Below are 24368 nucleotides of genomic sequence, written 5' to 3'. Positions count from 1 at the left end.
CTCGCAGGCACATGGCAACTCAGGTCCGGCATCCCATCTGGCTTCCCGCCGTTCCGCCGGCTGGGGCGCGCACCTTTGCCAGCCTCTATGGCCTGGAATCCTTCGCCCGCGCGTCGATTGCCAGCGTCATCCCGATCCAGGCCTATGAGATCCTGAAGAGCGAGCAGGGCGTCTCGATCCTCTATACGGTGGTGGCGTTGCTCGGGCTTTCGGCGACGCTGTTCATGCCGATGCTGATCGCCCGCTTCTCGCGGCGTTGGGTCTATACGGCCGGCGTGGCATTGCTGGCCTTCGGTTCGGTGCTGTTTCTGACCGGCACGCTGACCGGGCAGTTGCTCGGCATGCTGTCGCGGGTCATGGGCGCCAGCGCGCTCGGCATCACGCTCAACCTCTACATCATGGACCACATCAAGAAGACCGAGTTCATGCGCTCCGAATCGCTGCGCATGGCCTGGTCGATGCTCGGCTGGACGGCTGGGCCGACGCTCGGCATCCTGCTCTACACGCATTTCGGCATCATCGCGCCGCACGCCGCGGTCATCGCCTTCTGCAGCGTGCTTCTGGCGCTGTTCTGGTACTACCGGCTCGGCGACAACAAGCTGATCCGGCCCGGCAAGACAAGGCCGGCCAACCCGCTCGCCAATATCGGGCGCTTCGTCGCCCAGCCGCGGCTGAGGCTCGCCTGGCTGATCGCCTTCGGCCGGTCCTGCTTCTGGACGACCTTCTTCGTCTATTCGCCGATCCTCATGGTGGTGACCGGGCAGGGCGCACTGGCTGGCGGCCTGCTGGTTTCGGCCGGCAATGCGCTGCTGTTCACGGCGGTGTTCTGGGGCCGGGCGGGAAAGCGCTTCGGCGCGCGAAACATCATGTCGCTGGCCTTCTTCGCCATGACCGGGACGCTGTTGGCTGCCGGGCTCTGCGGCGAGCCGTTTCCGCTCGTCGCCGGTTTCTTCCTGCTCTGCTGCGCCTGCTTTGCCATCGCGCTCGACGCGCTCGGCTCGACCGCCTTCATGCGCGCCGTGCGCTCCTACGAGCGGCCGCAGATGTCGGCGGTCTACCGCACCTATCTCGACTTTTCCGAACTGTTGCCGCCGCTTGCCTATTCGATCGTGCTGGCCTTCTTCGGGCTTGGCGGTGTGTTCGTGACTCTCGGCGTCTTCGCCGCGATCTGCGGCTTTCTCACCTGGCGCTATCTGCCGAAGTCGATGTGACAGCGTCCAGGCCTCGATGCTGCGTTCGCACCCACTCGTGGAAGCGGTAAAGTTCATATTCCTCCGGCATCAGCACGCCCGCTTCGAAGCGGCGCGAATGCAGGCCCTTCTGGTTGATCTCGCAGACGCCGGCGTCCTCCTCAAGCACCTGGGTGCCGAACGAGACGATGTTGTCGAGCGCCTCGGCAGACGGCGCCTCCGGAAACAGCCATTCGGCCGTCAGTTCCGTCTTTTCCGGTCCGAGCGGCAGCAGGCGCACGATGCGGACATAGTCGACATGCCCGACGATGAACATCGACGGCAGGTTCATCGCATAGGACTGGCCGACGGCCCGCTCGGCGTCGGTCAGGCCGGAAAATTGCGGTCCGTGCGCGTGACCGTCGGCCGACCAGGTCTCGGCGCCGGCGCGAAGGCGGCCGGAAAACTCGGGGGCGTCATTGTCGGCGTGGCGCGCCCAGTCGGGGTCGTCGTGCCTCGCCATCATGCCGCGACCGTAGATCGGCACCAGCTGCGACAGGTGCTTGTGGACGCCCGGGCAATGCAGGCATTCGTTGAAATTGTCCCAGAAGATCTTCCAGTTGCAGTTCATCACCTTCGTGAAGACGTGGCCCGAGACCAGGTCTTCGAGCGGCCAGTTCGTCAGGTCGGCGGAGTCGCGGTCGAAGGTGTCTTGCACGTTATCCGTGGCGCCGGGGTCGAGATTGACGAAAACCAAGCCACGCCAGACCGACAGCGAAACGGCGTGCAGCGGGAAGTCGGCCTTGTCGAACCCCTCCGGCAGGACCTTGGAGGGCACGCGGACGAGGTCGCCGCGCAGCGAGTAGGACCAGGCGTGGTAGGGGCAGGTGAGAAGCCGGGCCTTCAGGCGGCCCGATTCGGCGGCGCAAAGCTGCGAGCCGCGGTGACGACAGGTGTTGTGAAAGGCGCGCAAGGTGCCGGTCTCGTCGCGCAGGACGAGAATTTCCTGGTCCCCGATGGTGAAGACCCGGTAGGCCAGCGGCTCGGCGATTTCGGCCTCGCGGCAGACATGCACCCAGCGGCGATACCAGATCGCCTCGAGATCCCGCCGGTAGGCGCCGGCGTCGAGATAGGCGCTGGCTGGAAGCGTCGCCTCGGCGCGGCGAAGCCCGGCATAGAGGTCACTTTCGGCGATGTCGTGTTGCATGGCCACACTCCCTGCCTGGCAGGGGATACGGGGGCGGATAATTTGTCAATTCCCGCGCGCTCACCGCATCCGGATCATACGATTCGTACCCTTGGACGGCGGCGCCAGTAGCCGATGAATGCCCCGGTTGCGACATTCAGAGCGCCGTGTTTGTCGGTTAATTAGTTTGCCGGGATTTTCATTCTCCTCTATAGTCACCGCTGTCGTCGGTTCCGGAAGGACCGAGAGGGAATGCGGTGCGGGCCTGTTGCCCAAAGCCGTGGCTGCCCCCGCAACTGTAAGCGGTAGCTCTCCCCAAAGGCCACTGAGGCATCCGCCTCGGGAAGGCGGGGTAGGGCGACACTCCGCGAGCCAGGAGACCTGCCGGCGACGGAAGTCAACGAGGTGCCCTCGGGTGGAGGGCGAAAGGACAATTGGATGAATACCGCTGCTTCTTCTCTCGCCACGGCCACCTCCTCGGCTTCGCGCGCCGTCCAGCTTGGCGCCGTTGCGCTGCTCGGCCTTTTCGTCGTCGGCTTCGTCGGCTTCTCGCATGCCGAGATCGTCCACAATGCCGGTCACGACTATCGGCATTCAATGGCTTTTCCCTGCCACTAAACGGGATCTGACATCATGAACCTGTTTCGCAACGCCGTGTTCGCCGCGGCGATCGCGGGGCTGTTTGCGGGTCTCATCATGACGGCCATGCAGACCTTCGCCACCGTGCCGCTGATTCTCCAGGCCGAGACCTTCGAAGGCGCGGGCATGTCGGGCCATCACCATGGTACGGCGACGGCAGCGACTGCCGGGGCGCAGGTTGAACCGGCCGCCGCCGAGGATCATGACGGCGGCGCCTGGGCGCCCGCCGACGGCTTCGAGCGCTTCGCCTTCACTGCGCTCGCCAACATCGTCACCGGCATAGGCTTCGCGCTGCTTCTCGTTGCAGCCTCGGAATTTGCCGGCGGCATCGCCGGCTGGCGCCAGGGTGTCTTCTGGGGTTTTGCGGGCTTCGCCGTCTTTACTCTGGCGCCCGGCCTCGGCCTGCCGCCGGAACTACCGACCATGCCGACCGCCGACCTGATGGACCGGCAGGTCTGGTGGATCGCGACTGTCGCCGCAACGGCCGGCGGGCTGGCGCTGATTGCGTTTCGCGGGTCTGTCGTGTTCTCGCTGGTCGGCGTGGCACTGATTGTCACGCCGCACCTCATCGGCGCGCCGCAGCCGGCCAGCCATGAATCCCCGCTGCCGGATGGCCTGCATCACCAGTTCGTCGTCGCGGCGACCGTCACCAGCCTGATATTCTGGGTGCTGCTCGGCGGCATGGTGGGCATGGTTCGTCAGCACCTGCTCGCAACGGCGGGCGGGCCCAGCAAGAGCTTTGCCTGACGCCCCGAGCCTGACCCTTGTTCTCGGCGGCGCGCGCTCGGGCAAGAGCGTGCATGCCGAGACGCTGGTCGTCGCCCATCCTGCGCCCTGGCGCTATATCGCCACGGCGCAGGCCTATGACGAGGAGATGGTCGAGCGCATCGCGCTTCACCGCGACCGGCGCGGCGAGGGATGGACGACCGTCGATGCGCCGCTCGATCTTGCCGGGGCATTGCGCGCTGTGCCGGACGGGCATCCGGTGCTGGTCGACTGCCTGACACTGTGGCTGAGCAACCATCTGCTTGCCGAACACGATCTCGATGCGGCTTCGAGCGAACTCGAGACCGTGCTTGCCGCGCCGCGCGGGCCATGGTTCGTGGTGTCGAACGAGGTCGGTCTCGGAATTGTGCCCGACAACAGGCTGGCCCGGCGGTTCCGCGACGCGGCCGGCCGCCTCAACCAGCGCATCGCGGCGCGCGCCGACCACGTGCTTTTCATGGTGGCGGGGCTGCCGCTCAAGGTGAAGTGACATGAAGAACATCGACAAGGAAGCGGAAGAAAAGCACCGCGCCAAGATGGCCAAGCGAAAGGCCGTGCAGGACGCAGAAGTCGCCGGCAAGACGGTCGCCGAAAAGGGCCTGCTGATCGTCAACACCGGTCCGGGCAAGGGCAAGACGACCGCCGCCTTCGGGCTGGCGCTGCGCATGCTCGGCTATGGCAAGCGCGTCGGCGTCGTGCAGTTCGTCAAGGGCGCATGGCACACCGGCGAGAAGGATGCCTTCGCGGCGTTCGGCGACCGCATCGTCTGGCACACGATGGGCGAGGGTTTCACCTGGGAGACGCAGGACGTGAAGCGCGACATTGCGGCAGCCGAAGCCGCCTGGGCCAAGGCGCTGGAGTTGCTCGGCGATCCGACGATCAGCCTCGTCGTGCTCGACGAGCTCAACATCGCGCTGCGCTACGATTATCTCGATCTCGATGCCGTGGTTACGGCGCTCAAGGCGCGGCGGCCCGACCTGCATGTCGTGGTGACCGGCCGCAACGCCAAGCCGGCGCTCGTCGAGGCTGCCGACCTCGTCACCGAGATGGGCGCCGTGAAGCACCATTTCGCCGCCGGGGTGAAGGCCCAGCAGGGCATCGAGTTCTAGCAGTCCTGGCCTTTGCCGGCGCGCCTACAGGACGGCGAACAGCAAGGTCACGAGGCCGAGCAGGCCGATCAGCAGCATGTCGGCCAGCCAGAACAGCCTCAGCGCCCGCCTGATGTCGGCGGCGGTCGCGATGTGCCGGCCGCCTTCGCCCATGAAGGCGTCCCTGACCATCTTGCCGGAATAGACGCGCGGGCCGGCCAGTTCGAGGCCGAGCGCGCCGGCCATCGCCGCCTCCGGCCAGCCGGCATTGGGCGAACGGTGCTTGCCGGCGTCGCGCAGGACGGCCTGCCACGCAGCACCGGCGTTGGCGCCGGGCATCAGCGCGGCCGCGGCGACCAGCAGCAGCGCCGTCAGCCGCGAAGCCGGTAGGTTGATCAGGTCGTCGAAGCGGGCCGCGGCCCAGCCGAAGGCCCGGTGGGTCGGGGTCAGGTGCCCGATCATGGAATCGGCGGTGTTGGCGGCCTTGTAGGCAACGCCGCCGGCCAGCCCGCCGAGCGCCAGCCAGAAGGCCGGCGCCACGATGCCGTCGGAGAAGTTCTCGGCCAGGCTCTCGATGGCAGCGCGCGAGATACCGGCCTCGTCAAGCTGCTCTGGGTCGCGGCCGACGATCTTCGAGACGGCCTCGCGGCCACCCGCCAGCCCGTCCGTTTCGAGCGCCTCGGCAACCGCCTTGACGTGCTCGGCCAGGCTCTGCTGCGACAGCAGCGTGCTACCGGCGATCACCAGCACGGCAAGCCCGGCGTGATAGGGAGAGAGCAGGAACTCCAGGCTGCCTGCAATGGCTGCTGGGAGGCCGACAATGGCGACCAGCGCCAGCACGCCGTAAAGACGACGCCTGCGGTCGCTCTCGGTGGCGCGGTTGAGCATCCGGTCGAGACAGGATATCAGCCAGCCGATCCAGCTAACCGGATGGCCGATGGCCTTGTAGAGCCGGTCGGGATAGCCGGTTTGCGACTCGAGCACGAGCGACAGGAAGGCAAGCAGTACTGACATGGGGTTCCCGAAGCGCGATATTTCGGCGGTGGTGGATCATGGCGGCAGCCTCGGCCGGGCGCGCGCGCTGTTTCCGGATGCGCCCGAGCCATGGATAGACCTGTCCACCGGCATCAACCCGCACTCCTATCCGCTTTTCGACCTGCCCGCCACCGCCTTGACCCGGCTTCCGGAACCCTCGCGCCATCGCGAACTCGCAGCCATCGCGGCACGCGCCTATGGTGCGCCCTCCGCCGCGCACGTCGTTGCGGCGCCGGGAACGCAGATCCTTTTGCCGCTGGTCTATGCGCTGCGCATGCCAGGGTGTGCACTGATCCTCGGCCCAACCTATGCCGAGCATGCCCGCGCGGCCGCGCTCTGCGGCCACGACGCGCAGGAGGTAACCGACTTCGAGGACCTGGCTGCGGCCGACCTCGCCATCGTCGTCAACCCGAACAACCCGGACGGACGGGTCGTTTCCCGCGCGCGCCTGCTGGATCTCGCCGCGGTGCTGAAAGGCAAGGGTGGCCTGCTGGTCGTCGACGAAGCCTTCATGGATGTCGGACCGCGCGAAGAATCGCTCTGCGGCGATGTCGGGGAGGGCGGCATCGTCGTGCTCAGATCCTTCGGCAAGTTTTTCGGGCTTGCCGGCGTTAGGCTGGGCTTTGCCGTCGCATCTCCCGACATGGCGAAGCAGCTCGACGAGCGGCTAGGGCCCTGGTCGGTTGCCGGCCCGGCGCTCGAGTACGGCATCGCGGCGCTCGGCGACGCGGCCTGGGCCGACATGATGCGGGCGCGGCTACGAAAGGGCGCCGAGCGGCTCGACGCGCTATTTTCGTCCTTCGCTTTCGAGGTCGATGGCGGCACCGACCTGTTCCGCCATCTCACCACGCCGCTCTCGCAGCCCCTGTTCAAGTCGCTCGGCAGTCAGGGCATTCTGATCCGCAGCTTCGACGGGCGCCCGAACGTGCTGCGCGCGGGCCTGCCTGGCTCGGAAGAGGAATGGGCTAGGCTCGAGGCCGGGCTTGCGGCATTTTCAGCCGGCGAGGGAGGTTCGCGATGATCCATGTCTGTCCACTGTCGAAAGTCGATGCGACGGTTGCATCGGCCGGGGCCGAGAGGCTGGTTTCGCTGCTTGCCGCCGGCACTGCGATGACGCGGCCTGCCGCGATCAAGGAGGAGCACCATCTTTTCCTGTCGCTGCACGACATTGCCGAGCCGCGCGAGGGCATGACGCCGCCCGGCGAAGCGCATGTCCGAACGCTGCTCGACTTTGCGGGAGAGTGGGACCGCGAGCGGCCGCTGGTCATCAACTGCTATGCCGGCATCAGCCGCTCTACCGCGTCGGCCTACATCATCGCGGCGGCACTGGCACCGAAGCGCGACGAGGCGGAACTGGCCAAGACGTTGCGCTGGCTGTCGCCCTCGGCGACGCCGAACATCCGATTGGTGACGCTGGCCGACGCCATGCTCGGGCGCCAGGGTCGCATGGTCGAGGCGATCAAGGCGATCGGTCGCGGGGCCGATGCCTTCGAGGGCGTGCCCTTCGCGCTGCCGATCGACGGCTGAGCCTTCAAGTCAGGCGGTCGGGGCGAGCCAGTCCGCGAGTTTTGCCTTGCGGACATCCTGAAGCAGGCGGACGAAGCCGTCGGCCTGGAACTCCGCCGTCAGCCGGCCCTTCTCGGCGGTGGCGCGCGAGGCCTCTCCGACCACGCCATGCGGGTTGAGGTCCGAGGCGATCCAGGCAAACGCATGCGTGCCGGTCGGCCTCAAGAGTTCGAGTTCCTGCTCGGCGCGCTGCACGCTGGAGGCGAAATCCTCGGCTTTCGTCATGTCGACGAGGTCCGGGCGGAAATGCAGCATCACCGAGGTCTCGAAATCGCCGCCGTGGATGCCGAAGCGGTCCTCGATGTCGCTGTAGAGTCCGGCCGGCCGGCCGAAGCGCGACCAGCTGGTCTTGACCCCCAGCATGCCGAAGCGGACGCGTAGTTCGCGCGTCACGATGCCCATGATTTCCTCGTTGCCGCCATGCGAATTGACAACAACAATCTTCCTGACGCCGGCGCGTGCCACCGAGGCGCCAAGCTCAGTCCAGGCATCGATCAGCGTGGCGGCCGGCAGCGTCAGCGTGCCCGGCGCGTGAAGATGCTCGTTCGACTTGCCGACGGCCTGCACCGGCAGGATCCTGACGTCGAGATCGTCCGGCAGACGGGCGATGACCGTGTCGAGCATGCCATGCATGATCGTGGTGTCGGTGGAGACCGGAAGATGCGGGCCATGCTGCTCGATCGCCGCCACCGGCAGCACCGCGATGGTCGCCTCCGGGTCGATCCCTGCAAATTCGGTGGTGGGGTAATCGCCCCACCAGACTTTTCTGGGCATCACGCTCTGCTCTCCGACAAGGCCCGACTTGTAGATTGCCGCAGCCGGTCACGCAACGATCGTGGCAGGGCGGCAGGCCGCTAGCCGGCGGCCGTCACCTCGATCTCGACCTTGAACTCCGGCCGCGCGAAGCCCGAGACGATCATCAGCGTGGATGCCGGCGCCGGTTCGGAAAACAGCCGGTCGCGCACTACCATGTAAGGCTTCAGGTGCTCGCGGCCGGTGACATAGGCGTTGATGCGAACGATGTCGCCGAGCCCAAGTCCCGCCTCGGCAAGGATCGCCGCGATGTTGGCGAAACAAAGCTCGGCCTGCGCACCGGCATCCTCCGGGATCACCTCGTCGGGGCCGACGCCGAGCTGGCCCGAGCAGAGCACCAGTCGCTTGCCTGCCGGCACCTCCACGCCATGGCTGTATTTCGCGAAGGGAGGGCGGATCGATTTCGGCGTGAGGTACTTGAACATCGGCGCATCGTAGGGCCGGACCGTCCACCTCTTCAAGATGTTCGCCAGGCATCTTTGCGGCGTGGACAGGAGATTAAAAAATAGGCACGATAACGGCTTGCCTGTTGGCTGTTTCGGCACCGCACATCGCCTGAGGGCCGTCCCGTGGCAGGGAGCCCGGTGGCACGCGTCTTGCTTCGCAAATCGGTGGTGAACAACATTTCCCGCGCATGGAGCGAGGGACAAACTGAGGGTGGTGTCGATGCACAAGTTTCTGACGATCCCGGCCGGCGCTGTAGCGCTTGCGGCGGTCTCCGCGACCAGCGTTCTTGCCGAGCCGGTGACGTTCGGTACCAACTGGCTCGCCCAGGCCGAGCACGGCGGATATTATCAGGCAGTGGCCGATGGTACCTATGCGGACTGCGGTCTCGAGGTGACCATCATGCAGGGCGGACCGCAGGTCAGCGGGCGGCCGCTGCTGCTTGCCGGCAAGATCGACTTCTACATGGGCGGCAACATGCAGCAGGCCTTCGACGCGGTGGCGCAGGACATTCCGCTGCGCGTCGTCGCCGCCTCCTTCCAGAAGGAACCGCAGGTGGTGATGTCGCATCCGGGCGAGGGACTCGACACCTGGGATGACCTGCCCAAGGCGGACCAATACATCATCGCCGACGAGGGTGTGCAGAGCTTCCTGCTGTGGATGGCGACCGAATACGGCTTCGACGTTTCCAAGCGCGTGCCCTACACATTCAACCCGGCGCCCTTCATCGCCAACAAGAAGTCGATCCAGCAGGGCTATGTGACCTCCGAGCCCTATGCCATCGAGAAGGAAGCCGGCTTCATGCCGAACCAGTTCCTGCTCGCCGACTATGGCTACGACACCTATTCGACGACCATCGAGACGATGCAGGAGACGATCGACAAGCGGCCTGAGGTGGTCCAGTGCTTCGTCGATGGCTCGGCCAAGGGCTGGTACAATTACCTCTACGGCGACAACACCGCCGCCAACGAGATGATCAAGAAGGACAATCCTGACATCACCGACGAGCAGATCGCCTTCTCCATTGCGCAGATGAAGAAGTTCGGCATCGTCGATTCCGGCGATACCGAGAAGCTGGGCATCGGCGCCATGACCGACGAGCGCGTGCAGAGCTTCTACGACAAGATGGTCAAGGCGAAGGTTCTGCCCGAGGGCATCGATATCAAGAAGTCCTACACGCTCGACTTCGTCAACAAGGGTGTCGGGCTCGACCTGAAGAAGTAAGCCCGGCCGCATGCTGCAGACGATGGAGCCCAAGACGGCCGAGGCCGCGGGGGGAAAACCCCTCCTGATGCTGCGAGACGTCGGCAAGACGTTCTCCAACGGCGTCACCGCGCTGGGCAGGGTCGACCTCACGATCCGGGAAGGCGATTTCCTGAGCCTTCTCGGGCCGTCGGGCTGCGGCAAGTCGACGGCGCTGCGGCTGATTGCTGGGCTTTCGACGCCGACGACCGGTTTGCTCGACTGGCGCGGCGAGGGTGCCGGCGGACGCTTCGACACCGGCTTCGTGTTTCAGGAACCGACGCTGCTGCCCTGGGCGAATGTCTTCGACAATGTCTGGCTGCCGCTCAGGCTGCGCGGCGTCTCGCGGGCCGAGGCGACACCGGCGATCCGCGAGATGATCGAACGGGTGCACCTGACCGGCTTCGAAGAAGCCATGCCGCGCGAGCTTTCGGGCGGCATGAAGATGCGGGTGTCGATCGCCCGCGGCCTGGTGACCAAGCCCCGCCTGCTGCTGATGGACGAGCCCTTCGCCGCGCTCGACGAGATTACCCGCTTCCGGCTCAACCATGACCTGCTGGAGCTCTGGCAGGAGGAAAAATTCACCGTGATCTTCGTCACGCACAGTGTCTTCGAAAGCGTGTTCCTCTCCAACCGCATCGTCGTCATGGCGGCGCGGCCGGGACGCGTCTTCGGCGAGATCGCGGTCGATGCCGCCTATCCGCGCGACGAGGCGTTCCGCACGTCGCCCGACTACGCGGCGCTCTGCCGCGACACGTCGCAGGTGCTTGTCGACGCGATGAACGCAAGGGCCGACGATGACCGCCCTTGATCGCCCCGCCGTGTCGCTCGCACTCGACCCGGAGGAGGCGCGCCGGGTGCGCGCTCAGCGCTTCGAACGCATCGGCAAATGGCTGCTGCCGCTCGCCATCATGGTGGTGGCGATCTGGTTGTGGGACCGCATTTGTGTGTGGAACGAGATCCCGCGCTACATCCTGCCGCGACCCGGCGAGGTGCTCTACACGCTCCACGCCGATGCCGGGCTGCTGTTCGGCTCGCTGCTGGTGACGCTGAAGATCACCTTCCTCGGACTGGCGCTGGCTGTTGCCGGTGGCGTCGGGCTGGCGGTGCTCTTCACGCAGTCGAAATGGGTGGAAATGTCGTTCTTCCCCTTCGCCATCGTGCTGCAAGTGACGCCCATCGTGGCGATCTTCCCGCTGATCAACATCTATGTCGACAACCAGACGGCAAAGCTGCTGCTGTGCGCCTGGATCGTCGCCTTCTTCCCGATCCTGTCGAACACCACGCTCGGCCTCAACTCGGTCGACCGCAACCTGCTCGACCTCTTCAAGCTCAACGGCGCGACGCGCTGGCAACAGCTCGTGCATCTGAGACTTCCGGCCGCCATGCCCTATTTCCTCGGCGGGCTGAAGATCGCCGGAGGCCTGTCGCTGATCGGCGCGGTGGTGGCGGAGTTCGTCGCCGGCTCGACCGGCCAGTCCTCGGGGCTGGCATCGCGCATCATCGAGGCCGGCTACCGGCTGAATGCGCCACGGCTGTTCGCGGCGCTGATCCTGATCTCCTTCACCGGCATCGTGATCTTTCTCGTGCTGTCGCTGATCTCGCATCTCGTGCTGCGTCGCTGGCACGAAAGCGCGCTGAAGCAGGAGCGGTGAGGGTGAGCGTGCTCGAATTTCCGACAAGCGGTTCCTACACGCTCCTTGGTGCGCGCGTGCATGGCTCGCTGACGCCGGGACTGACGGCGGAGCGGGATGCCGACGGATTCCTTCTTGCCGACATCGCCGTCGATGACGGCAAGATCGCCTCCATCGCGCCGCATGATCCGAAGTCCGCCGGCATTGCGCTGAAGGGCAGCATCGTGCTGCCCTGTTTCGTCGACTGCCATACCCATATCGACAAGGGCCATATCTGGCCGCGCAAGCCCAATCCCGACGGCTCGTTCATGGGCGCGCTCGACGCGACCGGCGAAGACCGCGCGGCACGCTGGAACGCCGACGACGTGGCAAGGCGGATGGATTTCTCGCTGTGCTCGGCCTATGCGCACGGCACCAAGGCGCTGCGCACCCATATCGACAGCGTGGCGCCGCAGGAGGAAATCTCCTGGCCGGTCTTCGAGATGATGCGCGAGAAATGGCGCGGCCGGATCGAGCTGCAGGGTGCCTGCCTGCTCGGCATCGAGGGCGTGCGCGACAGAAAGTGGTTCGCCAGGCTGGCGAAACGCGTGGCGGCTGCGAAGGGGGTGCTCGGCGTCGTCACCTACATGCTGCCTGACCTCGACGAACTGGTCGACCATGTCTTCGCGACCGCCAAGGAACACGGGCTCGACCTCGATTTCCACGCCGACGAGACCGACGACGTGGCGGCGGTATCGCTGAAGAAGATCGCCGAGGCGGCGATCTGGAACGAGTTCAAGGGCGGGATCCTTGTCGGCCATTGCTGCTCGCTGGCGCGCCAGCCCGACCGCGAGGTACTGGACACGCTTGACAAGGTGGCGCGTGCCGGGCTCGGCGTTGTGTCGTTGCCGATGTGCAATCTCTATCTGCAGGACCGGCGCGCCGACGGCACGACGCCGCGCTGGCGAGGCGTGACCCTTCTGCACGAAATGAAGGCGCGCGGCATTCCTGTCGCCGTGGCTTCCGACAATACGCGCGACCCCTTCTATGCCTATGGCGATCTCGACATGCTGGAGGTTTACCGCATGGCGACGCGCATCCTGCATTTCGACCATCCTGTGGCCGACTGGCCGCGATCGGTCGCCGCCACGCCGGCCGAGATCATGCGACTTGACGGGGTGGGTATCCTGACTGAGGGCGGGCCGGCCGACTTCGTCGTCTTTCGCGGCCGCAGCTGGACGGAACTGCTGTCGCGGCCCGAATCCGATCGCATCGTCGTTCGCGACGGCCGGGCGATCCTGCGCGAGATACCCGACTATGCCGAACTCGACGATTTGATGGTGTGACGGAATGGATGTAGCCGCCCTGAAACAGGACCTCGAGGGTATCAGGATCGAGGACAATCCTGCGATCGTGCAGCAGAAGAGCCGCGACTTCTACTGGTACAGCCCGGTGCTGAAGCGCCAGCTCGACAACGTCACCGGCGACATCGTCGTTTCGCCGAAGGACGAGGCGCAAGTGATCCGCGTGCTCGCCGCCTGTCACCGGCACGGCGTGCCGGTGACGCCGCGCGGCACCGGTACCGGCAATTACGGCCAGGCCATGCCGCTGTCGGGCGGCGTCGTGCTGTCGCTCGCCGACATGAACTCGGTAACGGCGTTTTCACCCGGCCGCGTCACCTGCGGTCCCGGCGCCATCATCGCAGACATCGACAAGGCGACGCGGGCGCATTCGGGCCAGGAACTGCGCATGCACCCTTCGACCTATCACACCGCCTCGATCGGCGGCTTCATCGCGGGCGGCTCGGGCGGCGTCGGATCGATCAATTTCGGCGGCCTGCGCGACTTAGGCAACGTGCTCAGGCTGCGCGTCGTCACCATGGAGGCAGAACCCAGGGTGCTCGACCTGACCGGCGAGGATTTGCACAAGGTCACGCATGCCTATGGCACCAACGGCATCATCACCGAGGTCGAGATGCCGCTGACGGCCGCCTATGACTGGGTCGACGTGATCGTCGGCTTCGACAGCTTCATGGATGCCGCGCGCTACGGCAATGCGCTGGCCTGTCAGGACGGGCTCTTGACCAAGCTGATCACACCGATCGCCGCGCCCGTGCCCTGGCTCTATTTCAAGCGCCACCAGAAATTCCTCAGCGAGGGGCAGAGCATCTGCGCCGTTATGGTCGCGCCGCATTCGCTCGACGCCTTCCTCGCTTTCACAAGGCGCGTGGGCGGTGCCGTCCTCTATAACGCTGCCACCGCCCCGGACGCCGACAGGAAGGGCCTGCCGCCGGCCTACGAGCTTGCCTGGAACCACACCACGCTGAGGGCGTTGCGCGTCGATCCTGCCATGACCTACCTGCAGTCGCTCTATCCGTTTCCCGGCCACATGGAACTCGTCGAGAAGATCGACGGGCTCTTCCCCGGTGAGGTGTTTTCGCATCTCGAATTCGTGCGCTTCGACGGCAACATCACCTGCTTCGGCCTCAACCTCGTCCGCTTCACGACGGAGGAGCGTCTCGACGAGATCATCCGCACTTTCGAGGCGAATGGCTGCCCGATCTTCAACCCGCACCGCTACACGCTGGAGGAAGGCGGCATGAAGCAGACCGACGAGGTGCAGCTAGCCTTCAAGCGGGAGGCCGACCCGCAGGGCCTTCTCAACCCTGGCAAGATGATTGCCTGGGAGAACCCCGACTACGATTTTCGGACGGGCAAGACCTTCCTGTTCAAGGGCCTGCAGAGGGCGTCCTAGTGGCTTTGGCATGAATATCCTCGTTCTCTACGCGCACCCGGTCGAGACGAGTTTCAACGCGGCGCTGCACCGGTTGATCGTCGAGAGGCTGACGGCTGCCGGCCACAGCGTCGACGATTGCGATCTCTACGCTGAGGATTTCGATCCGCGCCTTACCCGTGCCGAGCGGCTCGCGTATCATGATCCGCGTGGGCCTCAAGACGCGGTCGATCCCTATGTCCGCCGCCTGCTCGACGCCGAAGCGCTGGTGCTTTCCTTCCCCGTCTGGAACTACGGGTTTCCGGCCATCCTCAAAGGATTTTTCGACCGCGTGTTTCTGCCCGGCGTTTCGTTCCGGATGGTCGACGGCAAGGCGACACCCAATCTTCACAACATTCGCAAGGTTGCGGCCGTCACCACCTATGGCGGCAGCTGGTTTCGTGCGGTATTGATGGGCAATCCGCCGAAAAAGCTCGTCAGCCGCACGCTGCGCTTGACCGTGAAGCCAGGCGCACCGGTATCTTATCTGGCGCATTATTCCATGAATCTTTCCACACCGGAGACACGCGAAAAATTCACGGCCAAGGTGGCGGCGAAAATGGACGCTTTCTGATGCCACCAGTGAGGTGCCTCGTCGTTTACTGCCATCCGGTGCCGGAAAGTTTCGGTGCGGCGCTGCGCGATACGGCCGTCGCCGCGCTTTCCGATCGCGGCTGGGAGATAAGGCTGGTCGACCTCTACGCCGAGGGATTCGATCCGGTCCTCAGCGCCGAGGAACGCCGCCAGATGGATCGCGCGCCGACCGATCCGAAACTCGCGCCTCATATCGAAAATCTCAAATGGGCACAGGCGATCCTGTTCGTTTATCCGACGTGGTGGTACGGGTTGCCGGCCATGCTGAAGGGTTGGCTCGACCGCGTCTGGGCGACCGACGTTGCCTTCAAGCTCCCGGCCGACGGCGGCCGTATCGTTTCGCTCGTCCCGCATATCGGTCGTGTTGGCATCGTCACCACTTGTGGCGCGCCGTGGTGGTGGTCGGTGATGATCGGCCAGCCGGGGCGAAAGACGATCCTGCGCGGCCTGCGGGCGCTCTGCGCCGGACGCTGCCGGACGTTCTACCTCGCGCACTACGACATGGACCGCTCGACGGCGGAAAGCCGCGCGGCATTCCTGAAGAAGGTGAAGCGCAGGCTGGCGAGGTTTTAGATGGAGACTTGTCTATTTTAGACAATTCGGCTAAATTAGCCCCCATGAAGACCCTGTCCGCATCAAACGCAAAGAACCGCTTCGGTGAAATGATCGACATGGCGCAGTCTGGACCTGTGCGAGTCCAGCGCCAGGGGCGGGACGTTGCTGTCGTGCTGTCGCCGGAAGAATTCCGACGTCTGTCGGATGCGGCCGGCGGCCAGGTCAGCCTGGCCGTGCGAAAGCTGCACGCCGACAGCGCCCGTCGTTGGACGAAGGTCTATAAGGCCTTGGCCCAGTAGGTGGACTACCTGGCGCTAGAGGATGCGCTCTACATCCACTCTGAACAGTTGCGGCTTTTTGGTGGAGCGGAGGGCGTTCGTGACCTAGGCTTGATAGAGTCGGCACTGCTTCGTCCCCAGACCGGCTACTATTCCGACCTCATCGAGGAGGCCGCTGCTCTGTGGGAAAGCCTGGCCATGAATCATGGTTTCGTCGACGGCAACAAGCGCGTCGCCTTTGCCTGCATGGACATCTTTCTCGGCCTTAACGGTTCGAGGCTGGAAGCCGAGCCGGACGACGTCATTGCCTTCATTTACCAGCACCTTGAAGCCGGCACGTTCCAGAAGCAGGTTCTCGAAGCGTGGCTGCGCGAGCATGTCTCGCCGATTTGAGGATCGCGCCGGGCGGCGAGATCCCGCATCCTTCGACCGCACCTAGGCGCGCACCCTTTCCGCCTTCGGGTCGTACATCGGCTTCAGCGAGGCCTCGGCGGCATGGCGCTCGCCGGCGATCTCGATCTCGTAGGACGAGGCCAGCACATCGGCTTCGCCTTCGCCCTTGCAGGGCACGTAACCGAGTCCGATGGCGCCGCCGAGATGGTGGCCGTAATTGCCCGAGGTAATGGTGCCGACGATTTTTCCGTCGCGGACGATCGCTTCGTTGTGGAAGAGCAGCGGCTCGGGATCGCGCAGGCGGAACTGCACCAGCCGGCGCTCCAGCCCCTTTTCGTGCTTCTTCAGCACGGCGTCGCGGCCGAGAAAATCGCCCTTGCCGGTCTTCACAGCGAAGCCGAGGCCGGCCTCAAGCACATGGTCCTCGTCGGTGATGTCGTGGCCAAAATGCCGGAACGCCTTTTCGATGCGGCAGGAATCGAGCGCGTGCAGGCCGCAGAGTTTCAGGCCCAAGTCGGCGCCGGCTTCCTCGATGGCCTCGAAGACGTGGGCGGTCTGGTCGGTCGGCACATAGAGCTCCCAGCCGAGTTCGCCGACATAGGTGACGCGGTGGGCGCGCGCCAGCCCCATGCCGATCTCGACTTCCTGGAACGTGCCGAACGGATTGGTTTCGTTGGAGAAATCGTTCGGACTGACCTTCTGAATCAGGTCGCGCGAGCGCGGTCCCATGAGGCAGAGCACGCTTTCGGCGGCCGTCACGTCGGTGATGACGGCGAAGGCGTCGCCGACATGCCTTCTGAGCCAGGCGAGGTCGCGCTGCAGGGTGGCGCCGGGCACCACGGCGAGGAATGCCGTTTCCGACAGGCGGCTGACGGTGAGGTCGCTTTCGATGCCGCCGCGGGCGTTCAGCATCTGCGTGTAGACGATCCTGCCGGGCGCCACGTCGAGATCGTTGGCGCAGAGTTTTTGCAGGAAGGCCAGCGCGTCGCGGCCTTCGATGCGGATTTTTCCGAAGGAGGTCATGTCGAACAGGCCGACGCCGTTTCGAACCGCCAGGTGTTCGTCGCGGTTGTTGTCGAACCAGTTCTGCCGCTTCCACGAGTAGCGGTATTCGCGCTCCTGGCCTTCCCCGGCGAACCAGTTGGCGCGCTCCCAGCCGGCGACTTCGCCGAACACCGCGCCGCGCGCCTTCAGATGCTCGTGCAGCGGCGAGCGGCGCACGCCGCGCGCCGAGGCCATCTGGCGGTAGGGAAAATGGTCGGCGTAGAGCAGGCCGAGCGTCTCGGTCACCCGCGCCTTCAGATAGGAGCGGTTCTTCTGGAACGGCTGGGTGCGGCGGATGTCGACTTCCCAGAGGTCGAAGGGCGCTTCGCCGTCGTTGATCCACTGCGCCAGCGCCATGCCGGCGCCACCCGACGAGACGATGCCGATCGAATTGTAGCCGGTCGCCATCCAGTAGCCGGCCAGTTCCGGCGCCTCGCCGAGATAATAGCGGTCGTCGGGCGTAAAGCTCTCGGGCCCGTTGAAGAAGGTATGGATGCCGGCGGTCGCCAGCATCGGCATGCGATTAACGCCCATTTCGAGGATCGGCTCGAAATGGTCCATGTCCTCGGGCAACTGGTCGAAGCAGAAATCCTCCGAAATGCCGTTCATGCCCCAGGGCTTTGCAACCGGCTCGAAGGCGCCGAGCATCATCTTGCCTGCGTCTTCCTTGTAGTAGGCGCATTCGTCGGGCACCCGCAGTACCGGCAGGCGTCCGAGCCCGGGGATCGCCTCGGTGACGAGATAGAAGTGCTCGCAGGCATGCAGCGGGATCGAGACGCCCGATTTCGCGCCGAGCTCGCGCGCCCACATGCCGGCGCAGTTGATGACGATGTCGGTGTCGATGGTGCCTTCTTCGCCGCCCTGTGCCCAGGACACGCCGCTGACGCGGCCGTCCTTCTGGTGAACGGCGGTCACCTTGACGCCCTCGACGATTCTTGCGCCGCGCTGGCGGGCGCCCTTGGCGAGCGCCATGGCGATGTTGGCCGGGTCGCACTGGCCATCGAGCGGCAGGTGCACGGCGCCGACCACGCCGTCGGTGTTGAGATGCGGATACATCTGCTTGACCTCGGCGGGCGAGATCTCGCGCACGTCAACGTCGAAGGCGCGCGCCACCGTCGCCTGGCGGTAGAGCTCGTGCTTGCGCTCCTCGGTCAGCGCCACCGAGATCGAGCCCACCTGGCGCATGCCGGTGGCAACACCGGTCTCTTCCTCCAGCTTGACGTAGAGGTCGGCCGAATATTTCGCCAGCCGCGTCATGTTCTGTGAGCCGCGCAGCTGGCCGATCAGGCCGGCGGCATGCCAGGTCGTGCCCGACGTCAGCTGCTTGCGCTCCAGCAGCACGATGTCGGTCCAGCCGAGCTTTGCGAGGTGATATGCGACCGAGCAGCCGGATACGCCGCCGCCGATGATGACGGCGCGGGCCCTCTTGGGAAGTTCTACCATCGGCTCTCGGTGCTCCGGAAAGAGAGGCCCTCGGCCGGCTTGGCCAAAGTCGCGGCCGGGCGAGGGGAGTGTTGAACGATTATGCGGCCTTGCTGCGGTAGGCCGAGGCGAAGCGGCGCAGCCGCGCCGCCGCTTCCAGCAGGATCTCGTCGGGCTGGCAGAGGCTGATGCGGATGTGGCCGGCAGCGGCCTCGCCGAAGCTCGAACCCGGCATCACGCCGACGCGTTCGCCGTCGAGCAGGCCCCAGGCGAATTTCTCGTCGTCGGGCTCGATCGCCGAGACATCGAGCATGACATACATGCCGCCCTCAGAGCCGCGCACCGTGAACTCGTTAGCGCCCCTGATGGCGTCGAGGAAGAGTTTTCGGCGGCCGTTGTAGATGCCGGCGATCTGTTCGACGCCATAGTCGTTTTCCAGCGCCTCGGCGGCGGCGCGCGAGACGAAGTCGGTCAGGCCGTAGGTGGTCACGAGATTGAGGCTGGTCAGCTGCGTGATCATGCTCTCGGGTCCGGTCAGCCAGCCGATGCGCCAGCCGGTCATGCCGTGGCTCTTCGACATCGAGTTGATGACCAGCGTGCGCTCGGCCATGCCGGGCAGGGCGCGGGGCGAGACGTGATGGCCCTCGGCGAGCGCCCAGTAGACCTCGTCCGACAGCAGCCACAGGTCGCGTTCGACGCAGAGTCGGGCGATGCCTTCCAGGCTCTCGCGCGAATAGATCGCGCCGGTCGGGTTGTTCGGTGTGTTGAGCAGGATGGCTCTGGTGTTCGGCCTCAGCGCCTTCTCGATCGCCTCGGCGCGCGGCTGGAAGCCGTCGGCGGCATCGGCCTCGACGACGGTGAAGTCGGCCTCCGCGGCGCGGAAGGTGCCCGGATAGGTGGCGTAGTAGGGCGCCACGACCACCGCGTGATCGCCCTTGTCGAGGGTGCCCTGCACGGCGGCGTAGAGCGCAAGCTGGCCGCCCGGCGTGGCGATGATGTTGTCTGCACCCGTCTCGACCCCGGTGCAGCGGGTCGAGATCTTCGCCATCGCCGCGCGAAGGCGCGGTATGCCGGGCAGTTGCGTGTAATGGTGGTAGCCCGCCCGCACGGCGCGGACGCAGGCCTCGACCGTCTCTTCCGGCGTGTCGAAATCGTGGTCGCCGACCGACAGCATGATGATGTCTTCGCCGGCTTCCTTGCGGGTCATGGCGGCGAAATGTACCTCCCAGCCATCCTTGCCGGAGGGCAGGATGCCGGAGAGTCGGTTCGAGGGTTTCGGCATTCTAGGCTCTCAATCTCTCGTTCTTGGCGTCCCACATCGGCTCGTCCGGCTGGACGGTGACCGGAAAGCGCTCGCCGAAGATCTCGACTTCGAGTTTCGTGCCGGGTTCAGCGAGATCGGCGCGGAGCATGCCGAGCGCAATCGATTTGTCCAGCCGGTAGCCGAAGCCTCCTGACGTCGTCTCGCCGACGATCCTGCCGTCGTGCCAGAGCGTCGACATGTAGGGCGCATCATGCTCGCCGGCGTCGACCGCGAGCGTCACGAATCGCTTCTTCACGCCCTGCTGCTTCTCGCCGAGGAGTGCTGCCTTGCCGCGGAAGGCGGGCTTGTCCCATTTGACGAAACGGTCGAGCCCGCCCTGCAGGATGGTGTAGTCGGTCGACAGGTCGCCCTTCCAGGCGCGGTAGCCCTTTTCCAGCCGGAGCGCATTCAGCGCGAACATGCCGAAGGGTTTCAGCCCGTGCTTCTGCCCGGCTTCCCACACGGCGTCGAAGATGGTGGGCGTGTCAGCTACCTTGGTGTGGATTTCCCAACCGAGCTCGCCGGCGAAGGAGACGCGCAGGAGCTTTGCCCAGCGCCCGGCGATGGTGGTCTCCTGATGCGTCAGCCAGGGCATCGAAAGGTCGGCATCGCACACCTCGGCGAGTATCTTCCGCGAATTGGGCCCGGAGAGGATCTGCGTCGCGTACTCCTCGGTGCGGTCGACCAGCGTGAAGCCGGCATTGTCGGGCATATGCAACTTCAGCCATTCGAAATCGTGCCACTGCGCCGCCGCGGCGGTGATCAGCGTCATCAGGTTGTCTTCGTGGCGCACGATCGACATCTCGGTGACGATGCGGCCGCCCTCGTCGGCGAAATAGGCAAGGCCGATACGGCCGACCTTCGGCACGAGGCCGGTGATCTGCTCTGCAAGCCAGTCGGCAGCACCCGGACCCTCGAGGTTGAAACGCGAGAAGCCGGGCAGGTCGAGAATGCCGGCGGCATCGCGCACGGCGAGACATTCTTCGCGCACGCGCTTCTCCCATGGACCTGAGCGGGCGAAGGTCTGGGTCGATTCCTCCGAGGTGTCGTCGCCCGGCTTTGCATACCAGGTGGCGCGCTCCCAGCCGTTATAGGCGTTGAACTGCGCTCCCAGCGCCTTGATGCGGTCGTGGATCGGCGACAGCTTCATGTCGCGGCCGGCCGGCCAGGCGTGGTGGGGGAAATGGATCGCGTATTCGTGGCCGTAGACCTCCATGCCCTTGGCGACGCAATAGTCCGGGTCCGACGCAAAGGCGGTGAAGCGGCGCGGGTCGCAGGACCACATGTCCCATTCGGTCTGTCCCCCGGTCACCCATTCGGCGAGCACCTTGCCGGCGCCGCCGCCCTGCGCGATGCCGAAGGTGAAGACGCAGGCCTCGAAGGCATTCGGCACGCCGGGCATCGGGCCGATCAGCGGGTTGCCGTCCGGCGTGTAGGGGATCGGGCCGTTGATCACCTTGGACAGGCCGGCGGTGCCGAGGATCGGCACCCGGGCAATGGCGTCGTTGAGGTAGTGCTCCAGCCGGTCGAGGTCGTCGGGGAACAGCTGGAAGGAGAAATCCTCCGGCATCGGGTCGTTGTGGCCGGCCCAGTGGGCGCGGCAATTGCGCTCGTAGGGGCCGAGATTCATGCCGTTCTTCTCCTGCCGCAGATAGTAGGAGGTGTCGACGTCGCGCAGCAGCGGCAGTTTCTTCCCAGCCTCCCTGGACCAGGCGGCGAGTTCGGGGATTTCCTCGAACAGGATGTACTGGTGGCTCATCACCATCATCGGCACGTTCCGGCCGAACAGTCTTCCGACCTCCGCGGCGCGGTAGCCGGCGGCATTGACGACGTATTCGCAGCGAATCTCGCCTTCCGGGGTGGCGATGATCCATTCGCCGTTTTCGCGTCGCGCCCCGGTCACCGGGCAGAAGCGGACGATCTTGGCACCCATGTCGCGGGCGCCCTTGGCGAGCGCCTGGGTGAGCTGCGCGGGATCGATGTCGCCGTCATTGGGGTCGTAGAGCGCACCCTTCAGGTCATGCGTCTCGATGAAAGGATAGCGCGACCTGATGGCGTCGGCGCCGATGACGTCGATGTCCATGCCCTGGTAGCGGCCCATGCCCTTGGCGCGTTCGAATTCCTGCATGCGCTCCTTCGTGTGGGCAAGGCGCAGCGAGCCGGTGACGTGGTAGTTCATCGGGTAATCAACCGCCTCGGCGAGGCCGCGATAGAGCTCGGTCGAGTAGCGCTGCATGTTCATCAGCGACCAGGACGACGAGAAGGTCGGCACGTTGCCGGCGGCGTGCCATGTCGAGCCCGAGGTCAGCTCGTTCTTTTCGAGAAGCACGCAGTCGGTCCAGCCGGCCTTGGCCAGATGGTAGAGCGCCGAGACGCCGACCGCGCCGCCGCCGATGATGACGACCCGCGCCGTCGAAGGAATTCCAGCCATTTCTTCTCCCAATCCTGCCGTCGGGCAGGCAATTCTAGTAGACGGGTGGCGACACGACCCAGATGACGACCGCCGGCTCGGCATGCGGGTTCTTCCAGCGGAACGGCTTCGCCGCGAAGCGGAAACTGTCGCCCTCGGCGAGGTGATGCCAGATACCGTCGATCTCGATGTCGAAGCGCCCGGACGCCACGTAGCCGGCCTCCTCGGTCTGGCGCAGCGCGGTTTCCGAAAGCGCGGCGCCGGGCGCGAATTCCGAGCGCAGCATCTCGAAACTGCCGCCAAGATCGGGCGAGAGCAATTCCTCCACCAGCCCGGATTCGCTGGTACCAAGCGAGCGACGCCTCGCGCCGCGCACCACGACGCCGCGCTCGCTGTCTTCGGCCTCATGGCCGAAGAACAGGCTGACCGGCACGCCGAAGACCTCGGCGAAGGCGCGCAGGTCGCCGAGCGAGGGAACCGACAGGCCGCGCTCGACCTGGCTCAGCCAGCCGACCGAGCGCTTCAGCCTGGCGCCGATTTCGGCCAGCGTCAGTCCGCGCGCCTTGCGCAGCGCGCGCAGGTCGCGTGCCAGGATCTGGTCGCCATCAAGACAGTGCGCCGGTGAGAATGATGCGGACTCGGGCAAAAGGGCGGGTTCCATGAAAAAATCGATTGGAATTTCACGAGAGCGCAGGCGGTTGAAAAAATCAAGTTCCTTTTCATCCGCGCGGGAAGATTTACTTGCCCCCCAGTTGGTGACAGTGCAAAGGCTGTGAGCGTATGCGGCCTTTGGCTTGGGCACGGTCGCAATAGCCGTACCCGGGCGGGGAAATATGCTGGCACGAGACAAAGACGCAATACAGGACGATATTGCCGAGACCGTAGAGGAAGCTATCGCTTCGCGCCGGTCGGTGCGGGCTTTTCTGCCCGATCCCGTCGATGCCGAAACCATCAGCGACATCCTGAAGCTCGCCGCGCGCGCGCCCTCGGGCACCAACATGCAGCCCTGGCGCGTCTACGTCACCACCGGCGCGGCCAAGGAACGGCTGTCGCGCGCCGTGCTGGAGTCCGGCATCCGGGCCGAGAAGGCCAAGTGGGACGAGTACAAATACTATCCCGAAAAATTCTTCGAGCCCTATTACGGGCGGCGCCGCGCCGTCGGCTATGCGCTCTACGGCCATCTCGGCATCGGCAAGCGCGATGTCGACCAGATGCGGGCACAGCATGACCGCAACTTCGTATTCTTCGACGCGCCGGTCGGCATGATCTTCACCATCGACCGCCGCCTCAACCAGGGCTCGTGGATCGACTACGGCATGTTCCTGCAGAACATCATGATCGCGGCGCGCGCCAAGGGATTGCACACCTGCCCGCAGGCGGCGTTTGCGCCCTATCACAACCAGATCAGGCCGGCGCTCGGCATCCCGGACGAGGAGATCGTCGTCTGCGGCATGGCGCTCGGCTACGAGGACGTCTCGAAGCCCGAAAACGACCTGCGCACCGACCGTGCGCCGCTCGAAGAGTGGGTGACCTTCCTCGACTAGCCGGCGCCTGGCCGGTCGGCAAGCACAGCGGCCACCAGGAAGAGCAATCCGCCGACCGAGGCTGCGAGCCGCAGCTTGTGCCAGGTCCACCAACTGTCGCGCATCGCCTGCCAGTCCGCCGGCATGGACGCGGCCGTCCACTGCATGATCACGGCATTGATGGGCTGGTTGCCGAAGCGGGTGACGATGCCGCCGGCGAGGAAGCCCAGCAGGGCAAGCAGATAGAGCGGAAATGCGCGCGACTGGCGGCCCGCCTGGACCGTCAGGATCACGGTGAAAAGGATGGTGGCGAGACCGATCGCCGGCAGAAGCACGTTCAGCCCGCGCACCGCGCCCTGATGAACCTCGACGAAGGCGGCCGGCGAATAGCCCGCCGGATCGTAGCCCCGCCAGATGCCGAACACGCTGCCTGAGACCATGGCAGCGGCAAGGATGGCCAGGAGTTGCAAGGTGGGCTTGAGCAAGCTTTCCATAGGATCCGTCTCCACGGCTG

General features: G+C 65.4%; 26 protein-coding genes and 1 riboswitch. Of the genes, 17 read left to right on the top strand and 9 right to left on the bottom strand.

The genetic code is table 11. The annotated features are described in order from the left end of the window. The first annotated feature begins 11 nt into the window (after nt 1-11). Nucleotides 12-1211, top strand: coding sequence for an MFS transporter (locus tag ACT2BZ_RS21340; protein ID WP_457937574.1), 1200 nt, complete (start codon nt 12-14; stop codon nt 1209-1211). Here ACT2BZ_RS21340 and ACT2BZ_RS21335 read toward each other — a convergent pair. Next, nucleotides 1180-2376: an aromatic ring-hydroxylating oxygenase subunit alpha gene (locus tag ACT2BZ_RS21335; RefSeq protein ID WP_457937573.1), complete on the bottom strand. Its 1197-nt coding sequence runs from the start codon at nt 2374-2376 to the stop codon at nt 1180-1182. The two genes, ACT2BZ_RS21340 and ACT2BZ_RS21335, sit on opposite strands and share 32 nt — an antisense overlap. 190 nt (nt 2377-2566) lie before the next feature. Next, a riboswitch (cobalamin riboswitch) is annotated at nt 2567-2758 on the top strand. A 35-nt stretch (nt 2759-2793) separates the two neighbouring features. Here ACT2BZ_RS21335 and ACT2BZ_RS21330 point away from each other — a divergent pair. The 4 genes from ACT2BZ_RS21330 to cobO are packed head-to-tail and all read left to right on the top strand — an operon-like array spanning nt 2794 to nt 4868. Further along, a complete protein-coding gene (locus tag ACT2BZ_RS21330) occupies nt 2794-2973 on the top strand; it encodes a CbtB domain-containing protein (protein WP_457937572.1) in 180 nt (59 codons plus the stop codon). Nucleotides 2974-2988: 15 nt separating this feature from the next. Next, nucleotides 2989-3741 (top strand): CbtA family protein, encoded by a 753-nt coding sequence (locus tag ACT2BZ_RS21325; protein WP_457937571.1) that lies wholly within the window; start codon nt 2989-2991, stop codon nt 3739-3741. Next, complete coding sequence (cobU, locus tag ACT2BZ_RS21320; protein ID WP_457937570.1) at nt 3734-4249, top strand: bifunctional adenosylcobinamide kinase/adenosylcobinamide-phosphate guanylyltransferase; 516 nt, start codon at nt 3734-3736, stop codon at nt 4247-4249. The genes ACT2BZ_RS21325 and cobU overlap by 8 nt, the downstream gene beginning before the upstream one ends. Nucleotide 4250: 1 nt before the next feature. Further along, nucleotides 4251-4868 (top strand): cob(I)yrinic acid a,c-diamide adenosyltransferase, encoded by a 618-nt coding sequence (gene cobO / locus ACT2BZ_RS21315; RefSeq protein WP_457937569.1) that lies wholly within the window; start codon nt 4251-4253, stop codon nt 4866-4868. 24 nt (nt 4869-4892) lie between these two features. Here cobO and cbiB read toward each other — a convergent pair whose 3' ends face one another. Then, on the bottom strand, nt 4893-5861 hold the full coding sequence (gene cbiB, locus ACT2BZ_RS21310) for an adenosylcobinamide-phosphate synthase CbiB (RefSeq protein WP_457937568.1): 969 nt from the start codon (nt 5859-5861) through the stop codon (nt 4893-4895). Here cbiB and cobD point away from each other — a divergent pair. Continuing rightward, entirely contained in the window at nt 5860-6903 is a 1044-nt protein-coding gene (gene cobD / locus ACT2BZ_RS21305) for a threonine-phosphate decarboxylase CobD (protein ID WP_457937567.1), read from the top strand. The two genes, cbiB and cobD, sit on opposite strands and share 2 nt — an antisense overlap. After that, on the top strand, nt 6900-7409 hold the full coding sequence (locus tag ACT2BZ_RS21300) for a tyrosine phosphatase family protein (RefSeq protein WP_457937566.1): 510 nt from the start codon (nt 6900-6902) through the stop codon (nt 7407-7409). Before cobD ends, ACT2BZ_RS21300 begins: the two co-directional genes overlap by 4 nt. Nucleotides 7410-7418: 9 nt before the next feature. Here ACT2BZ_RS21300 and ACT2BZ_RS21295 read toward each other — a convergent pair whose 3' ends face one another. Continuing rightward, nucleotides 7419-8222, bottom strand: coding sequence for a creatininase family protein (locus tag ACT2BZ_RS21295; protein ID WP_457941403.1), 804 nt, complete (start codon nt 8220-8222; stop codon nt 7419-7421). An 80-nt stretch (nt 8223-8302) separates the two neighbouring features. Continuing rightward, entirely contained in the window at nt 8303-8686 is a 384-nt protein-coding gene (locus tag ACT2BZ_RS21290) for a RidA family protein (RefSeq protein WP_457941402.1), read from the bottom strand. A gap of 241 nt (nt 8687-8927) precedes the next feature. Here ACT2BZ_RS21290 and ACT2BZ_RS21285 point away from each other — a divergent pair, with 241 nt between their 5' ends. Genes ACT2BZ_RS21285 through ACT2BZ_RS21245 form a run of 9 tightly spaced genes read left to right on the top strand, consistent with a single transcriptional unit; the run spans nt 8928 to nt 16152 of the window. Then, the gene (locus tag ACT2BZ_RS21285) at nt 8928-9929 is read left to right on the top strand and encodes an ABC transporter substrate-binding protein (protein WP_457937565.1); all 1002 of its coding nucleotides are present in this window, start codon (nt 8928-8930) and stop codon (nt 9927-9929) included. Between the two features lie 10 nt (nt 9930-9939). Then, on the top strand, nt 9940-10758 hold the full coding sequence (locus tag ACT2BZ_RS21280) for an ABC transporter ATP-binding protein (RefSeq protein WP_457937564.1): 819 nt from the start codon (nt 9940-9942) through the stop codon (nt 10756-10758). After that, on the top strand, nt 10745-11602 hold the full coding sequence (locus ACT2BZ_RS21275; RefSeq protein ID WP_457937562.1) for an ABC transporter permease: 858 nt from the start codon (nt 10745-10747) through the stop codon (nt 11600-11602). The genes ACT2BZ_RS21280 and ACT2BZ_RS21275 overlap by 14 nt, the downstream gene beginning before the upstream one ends. Before the next feature lie 2 nt (nt 11603-11604). Beyond that, entirely contained in the window at nt 11605-12906 is a 1302-nt protein-coding gene (locus ACT2BZ_RS21270; protein WP_457937560.1) for a cytosine deaminase, read from the top strand. A 4-nt stretch (nt 12907-12910) separates the two neighbouring features. Then, nucleotides 12911-14314, top strand: coding sequence for an FAD-binding oxidoreductase (locus ACT2BZ_RS21265; RefSeq protein WP_457937559.1), 1404 nt, complete (start codon nt 12911-12913; stop codon nt 14312-14314). 10 nt (nt 14315-14324) lie between these two features. Continuing rightward, nucleotides 14325-14906 carry an NAD(P)H-dependent oxidoreductase gene (locus tag ACT2BZ_RS21260; RefSeq protein ID WP_457937557.1) on the top strand — a complete coding sequence of 194 codons (582 nt, stop codon included), beginning with the start codon at nt 14325-14327 and terminating at the stop codon, nt 14904-14906. Nucleotides 14907-14914: 8 nt separating this feature from the next. After that, nucleotides 14915-15499, top strand: a complete 585-nt coding sequence (locus ACT2BZ_RS21255; RefSeq protein WP_457941401.1) for an NAD(P)H-dependent oxidoreductase — start codon at nt 14915-14917, stop codon at nt 15497-15499. Nucleotides 15500-15543: 44 nt separating this feature from the next. Continuing rightward, the gene (locus ACT2BZ_RS21250) at nt 15544-15780 is read left to right on the top strand and encodes a type II toxin-antitoxin system Phd/YefM family antitoxin (protein ID WP_457937555.1); all 237 of its coding nucleotides are present in this window, start codon (nt 15544-15546) and stop codon (nt 15778-15780) included. Continuing rightward, entirely contained in the window at nt 15781-16152 is a 372-nt protein-coding gene (locus tag ACT2BZ_RS21245) for a type II toxin-antitoxin system death-on-curing family toxin (protein WP_457937553.1), read from the top strand. A gap of 42 nt (nt 16153-16194) precedes the next feature. On the opposite strand, the gene ACT2BZ_RS21240 is transcribed toward ACT2BZ_RS21245, so the two are convergent. The 4 genes from ACT2BZ_RS21240 to ACT2BZ_RS21225 all read right to left on the bottom strand — a co-directional run bounded on the left by ACT2BZ_RS21240 (nt 16195) and on the right by ACT2BZ_RS21225 (nt 22992). After that, nucleotides 16195-18639, bottom strand: a complete 2445-nt coding sequence (locus tag ACT2BZ_RS21240) for a GcvT family protein (protein WP_457937552.1) — start codon at nt 18637-18639, stop codon at nt 16195-16197. Between the two features lie 79 nt (nt 18640-18718). Next, the gene (locus ACT2BZ_RS21235; protein WP_457937551.1) at nt 18719-19900 is read right to left on the bottom strand and encodes a pyridoxal phosphate-dependent aminotransferase; all 1182 of its coding nucleotides are present in this window, start codon (nt 19898-19900) and stop codon (nt 18719-18721) included. Between the two features lies 1 nt (nt 19901). Further along, entirely contained in the window at nt 19902-22352 is a 2451-nt protein-coding gene (locus ACT2BZ_RS21230; protein WP_457937550.1) for a GcvT family protein, read from the bottom strand. Nucleotides 22353-22386: 34 nt separating this feature from the next. Further along, a complete protein-coding gene (locus tag ACT2BZ_RS21225; RefSeq protein ID WP_457937549.1) occupies nt 22387-22992 on the bottom strand; it encodes a helix-turn-helix domain-containing protein in 606 nt (201 codons plus the stop codon). 172 nt (nt 22993-23164) lie between these two features. Here ACT2BZ_RS21225 and ACT2BZ_RS21220 point away from each other — a divergent pair, with 172 nt between their 5' ends. Beyond that, the gene (locus tag ACT2BZ_RS21220; RefSeq protein WP_457937548.1) at nt 23165-23875 is read left to right on the top strand and encodes a nitroreductase; all 711 of its coding nucleotides are present in this window, start codon (nt 23165-23167) and stop codon (nt 23873-23875) included. On the opposite strand, the gene ACT2BZ_RS21215 is transcribed toward ACT2BZ_RS21220, so the two are convergent. After that, a complete protein-coding gene (locus tag ACT2BZ_RS21215; RefSeq protein WP_457937546.1) occupies nt 23872-24348 on the bottom strand; it encodes an anthrone oxygenase family protein in 477 nt (158 codons plus the stop codon). The genes ACT2BZ_RS21220 and ACT2BZ_RS21215 overlap by 4 nt on opposite strands. Nucleotides 24349-24368: the final 20 nt, after the last annotated feature.

The sequence above is a fragment of the Mesorhizobium sp. 10J20-29 genome, from assembly GCF_054130485.1.
Note: the sequence above shows the minus strand (reverse complement) of the source record. Positions and strands in the feature narration are given on the sequence as shown.

Coding starts and splice junctions, on each gene's coding strand:
- ACT2BZ_RS21340 (WP_457937574.1), top strand. CDS start 12: ATGGCAACTCAGGTCCGGCATCCCATCTGGCTTCCCGCCGTTCCGCCG.
- ACT2BZ_RS21335 (WP_457937573.1), bottom strand. CDS start 2,376: ATGCAACACGACATCGCCGAAAGTGACCTCTATGCCGGGCTTCGCCGC.
- ACT2BZ_RS21330 (WP_457937572.1), top strand. CDS start 2,794: ATGAATACCGCTGCTTCTTCTCTCGCCACGGCCACCTCCTCGGCTTCG.
- ACT2BZ_RS21325 (WP_457937571.1), top strand. CDS start 2,989: ATGAACCTGTTTCGCAACGCCGTGTTCGCCGCGGCGATCGCGGGGCTG.
- cobO (WP_457937569.1), top strand. CDS start 4,251: ATGAAGAACATCGACAAGGAAGCGGAAGAAAAGCACCGCGCCAAGATG.
- cobD (WP_457937567.1), top strand. CDS start 5,860: ATGGGGTTCCCGAAGCGCGATATTTCGGCGGTGGTGGATCATGGCGGC.
- cbiB (WP_457937568.1), bottom strand. CDS start 5,861: ATGTCAGTACTGCTTGCCTTCCTGTCGCTCGTGCTCGAGTCGCAAACC.
- ACT2BZ_RS21300 (WP_457937566.1), top strand. CDS start 6,900: ATGATCCATGTCTGTCCACTGTCGAAAGTCGATGCGACGGTTGCATCG.
- ACT2BZ_RS21295 (WP_457941403.1), bottom strand. CDS start 8,222: ATGCCCAGAAAAGTCTGGTGGGGCGATTACCCCACCACCGAATTTGCA.
- ACT2BZ_RS21290 (WP_457941402.1), bottom strand. CDS start 8,686: ATGTTCAAGTACCTCACGCCGAAATCGATCCGCCCTCCCTTCGCGAAA.
- ACT2BZ_RS21285 (WP_457937565.1), top strand. CDS start 8,928: ATGCACAAGTTTCTGACGATCCCGGCCGGCGCTGTAGCGCTTGCGGCG.
- ACT2BZ_RS21280 (WP_457937564.1), top strand. CDS start 9,940: ATGCTGCAGACGATGGAGCCCAAGACGGCCGAGGCCGCGGGGGGAAAA.
- ACT2BZ_RS21275 (WP_457937562.1), top strand. CDS start 10,745: ATGACCGCCCTTGATCGCCCCGCCGTGTCGCTCGCACTCGACCCGGAG.
- ACT2BZ_RS21265 (WP_457937559.1), top strand. CDS start 12,911: ATGGATGTAGCCGCCCTGAAACAGGACCTCGAGGGTATCAGGATCGAG.
- ACT2BZ_RS21260 (WP_457937557.1), top strand. CDS start 14,325: ATGAATATCCTCGTTCTCTACGCGCACCCGGTCGAGACGAGTTTCAAC.
- ACT2BZ_RS21250 (WP_457937555.1), top strand. CDS start 15,544: ATGAAGACCCTGTCCGCATCAAACGCAAAGAACCGCTTCGGTGAAATG.
- ACT2BZ_RS21240 (WP_457937552.1), bottom strand. CDS start 18,639: ATGGTAGAACTTCCCAAGAGGGCCCGCGCCGTCATCATCGGCGGCGGC.
- ACT2BZ_RS21235 (WP_457937551.1), bottom strand. CDS start 19,900: ATGCCGAAACCCTCGAACCGACTCTCCGGCATCCTGCCCTCCGGCAAG.
- ACT2BZ_RS21230 (WP_457937550.1), bottom strand. CDS start 22,352: ATGGCTGGAATTCCTTCGACGGCGCGGGTCGTCATCATCGGCGGCGGC.
- ACT2BZ_RS21225 (WP_457937549.1), bottom strand. CDS start 22,992: ATGGAACCCGCCCTTTTGCCCGAGTCCGCATCATTCTCACCGGCGCAC.
- ACT2BZ_RS21220 (WP_457937548.1), top strand. CDS start 23,165: ATGCTGGCACGAGACAAAGACGCAATACAGGACGATATTGCCGAGACC.
- ACT2BZ_RS21215 (WP_457937546.1), bottom strand. CDS start 24,348: ATGGAAAGCTTGCTCAAGCCCACCTTGCAACTCCTGGCCATCCTTGCC.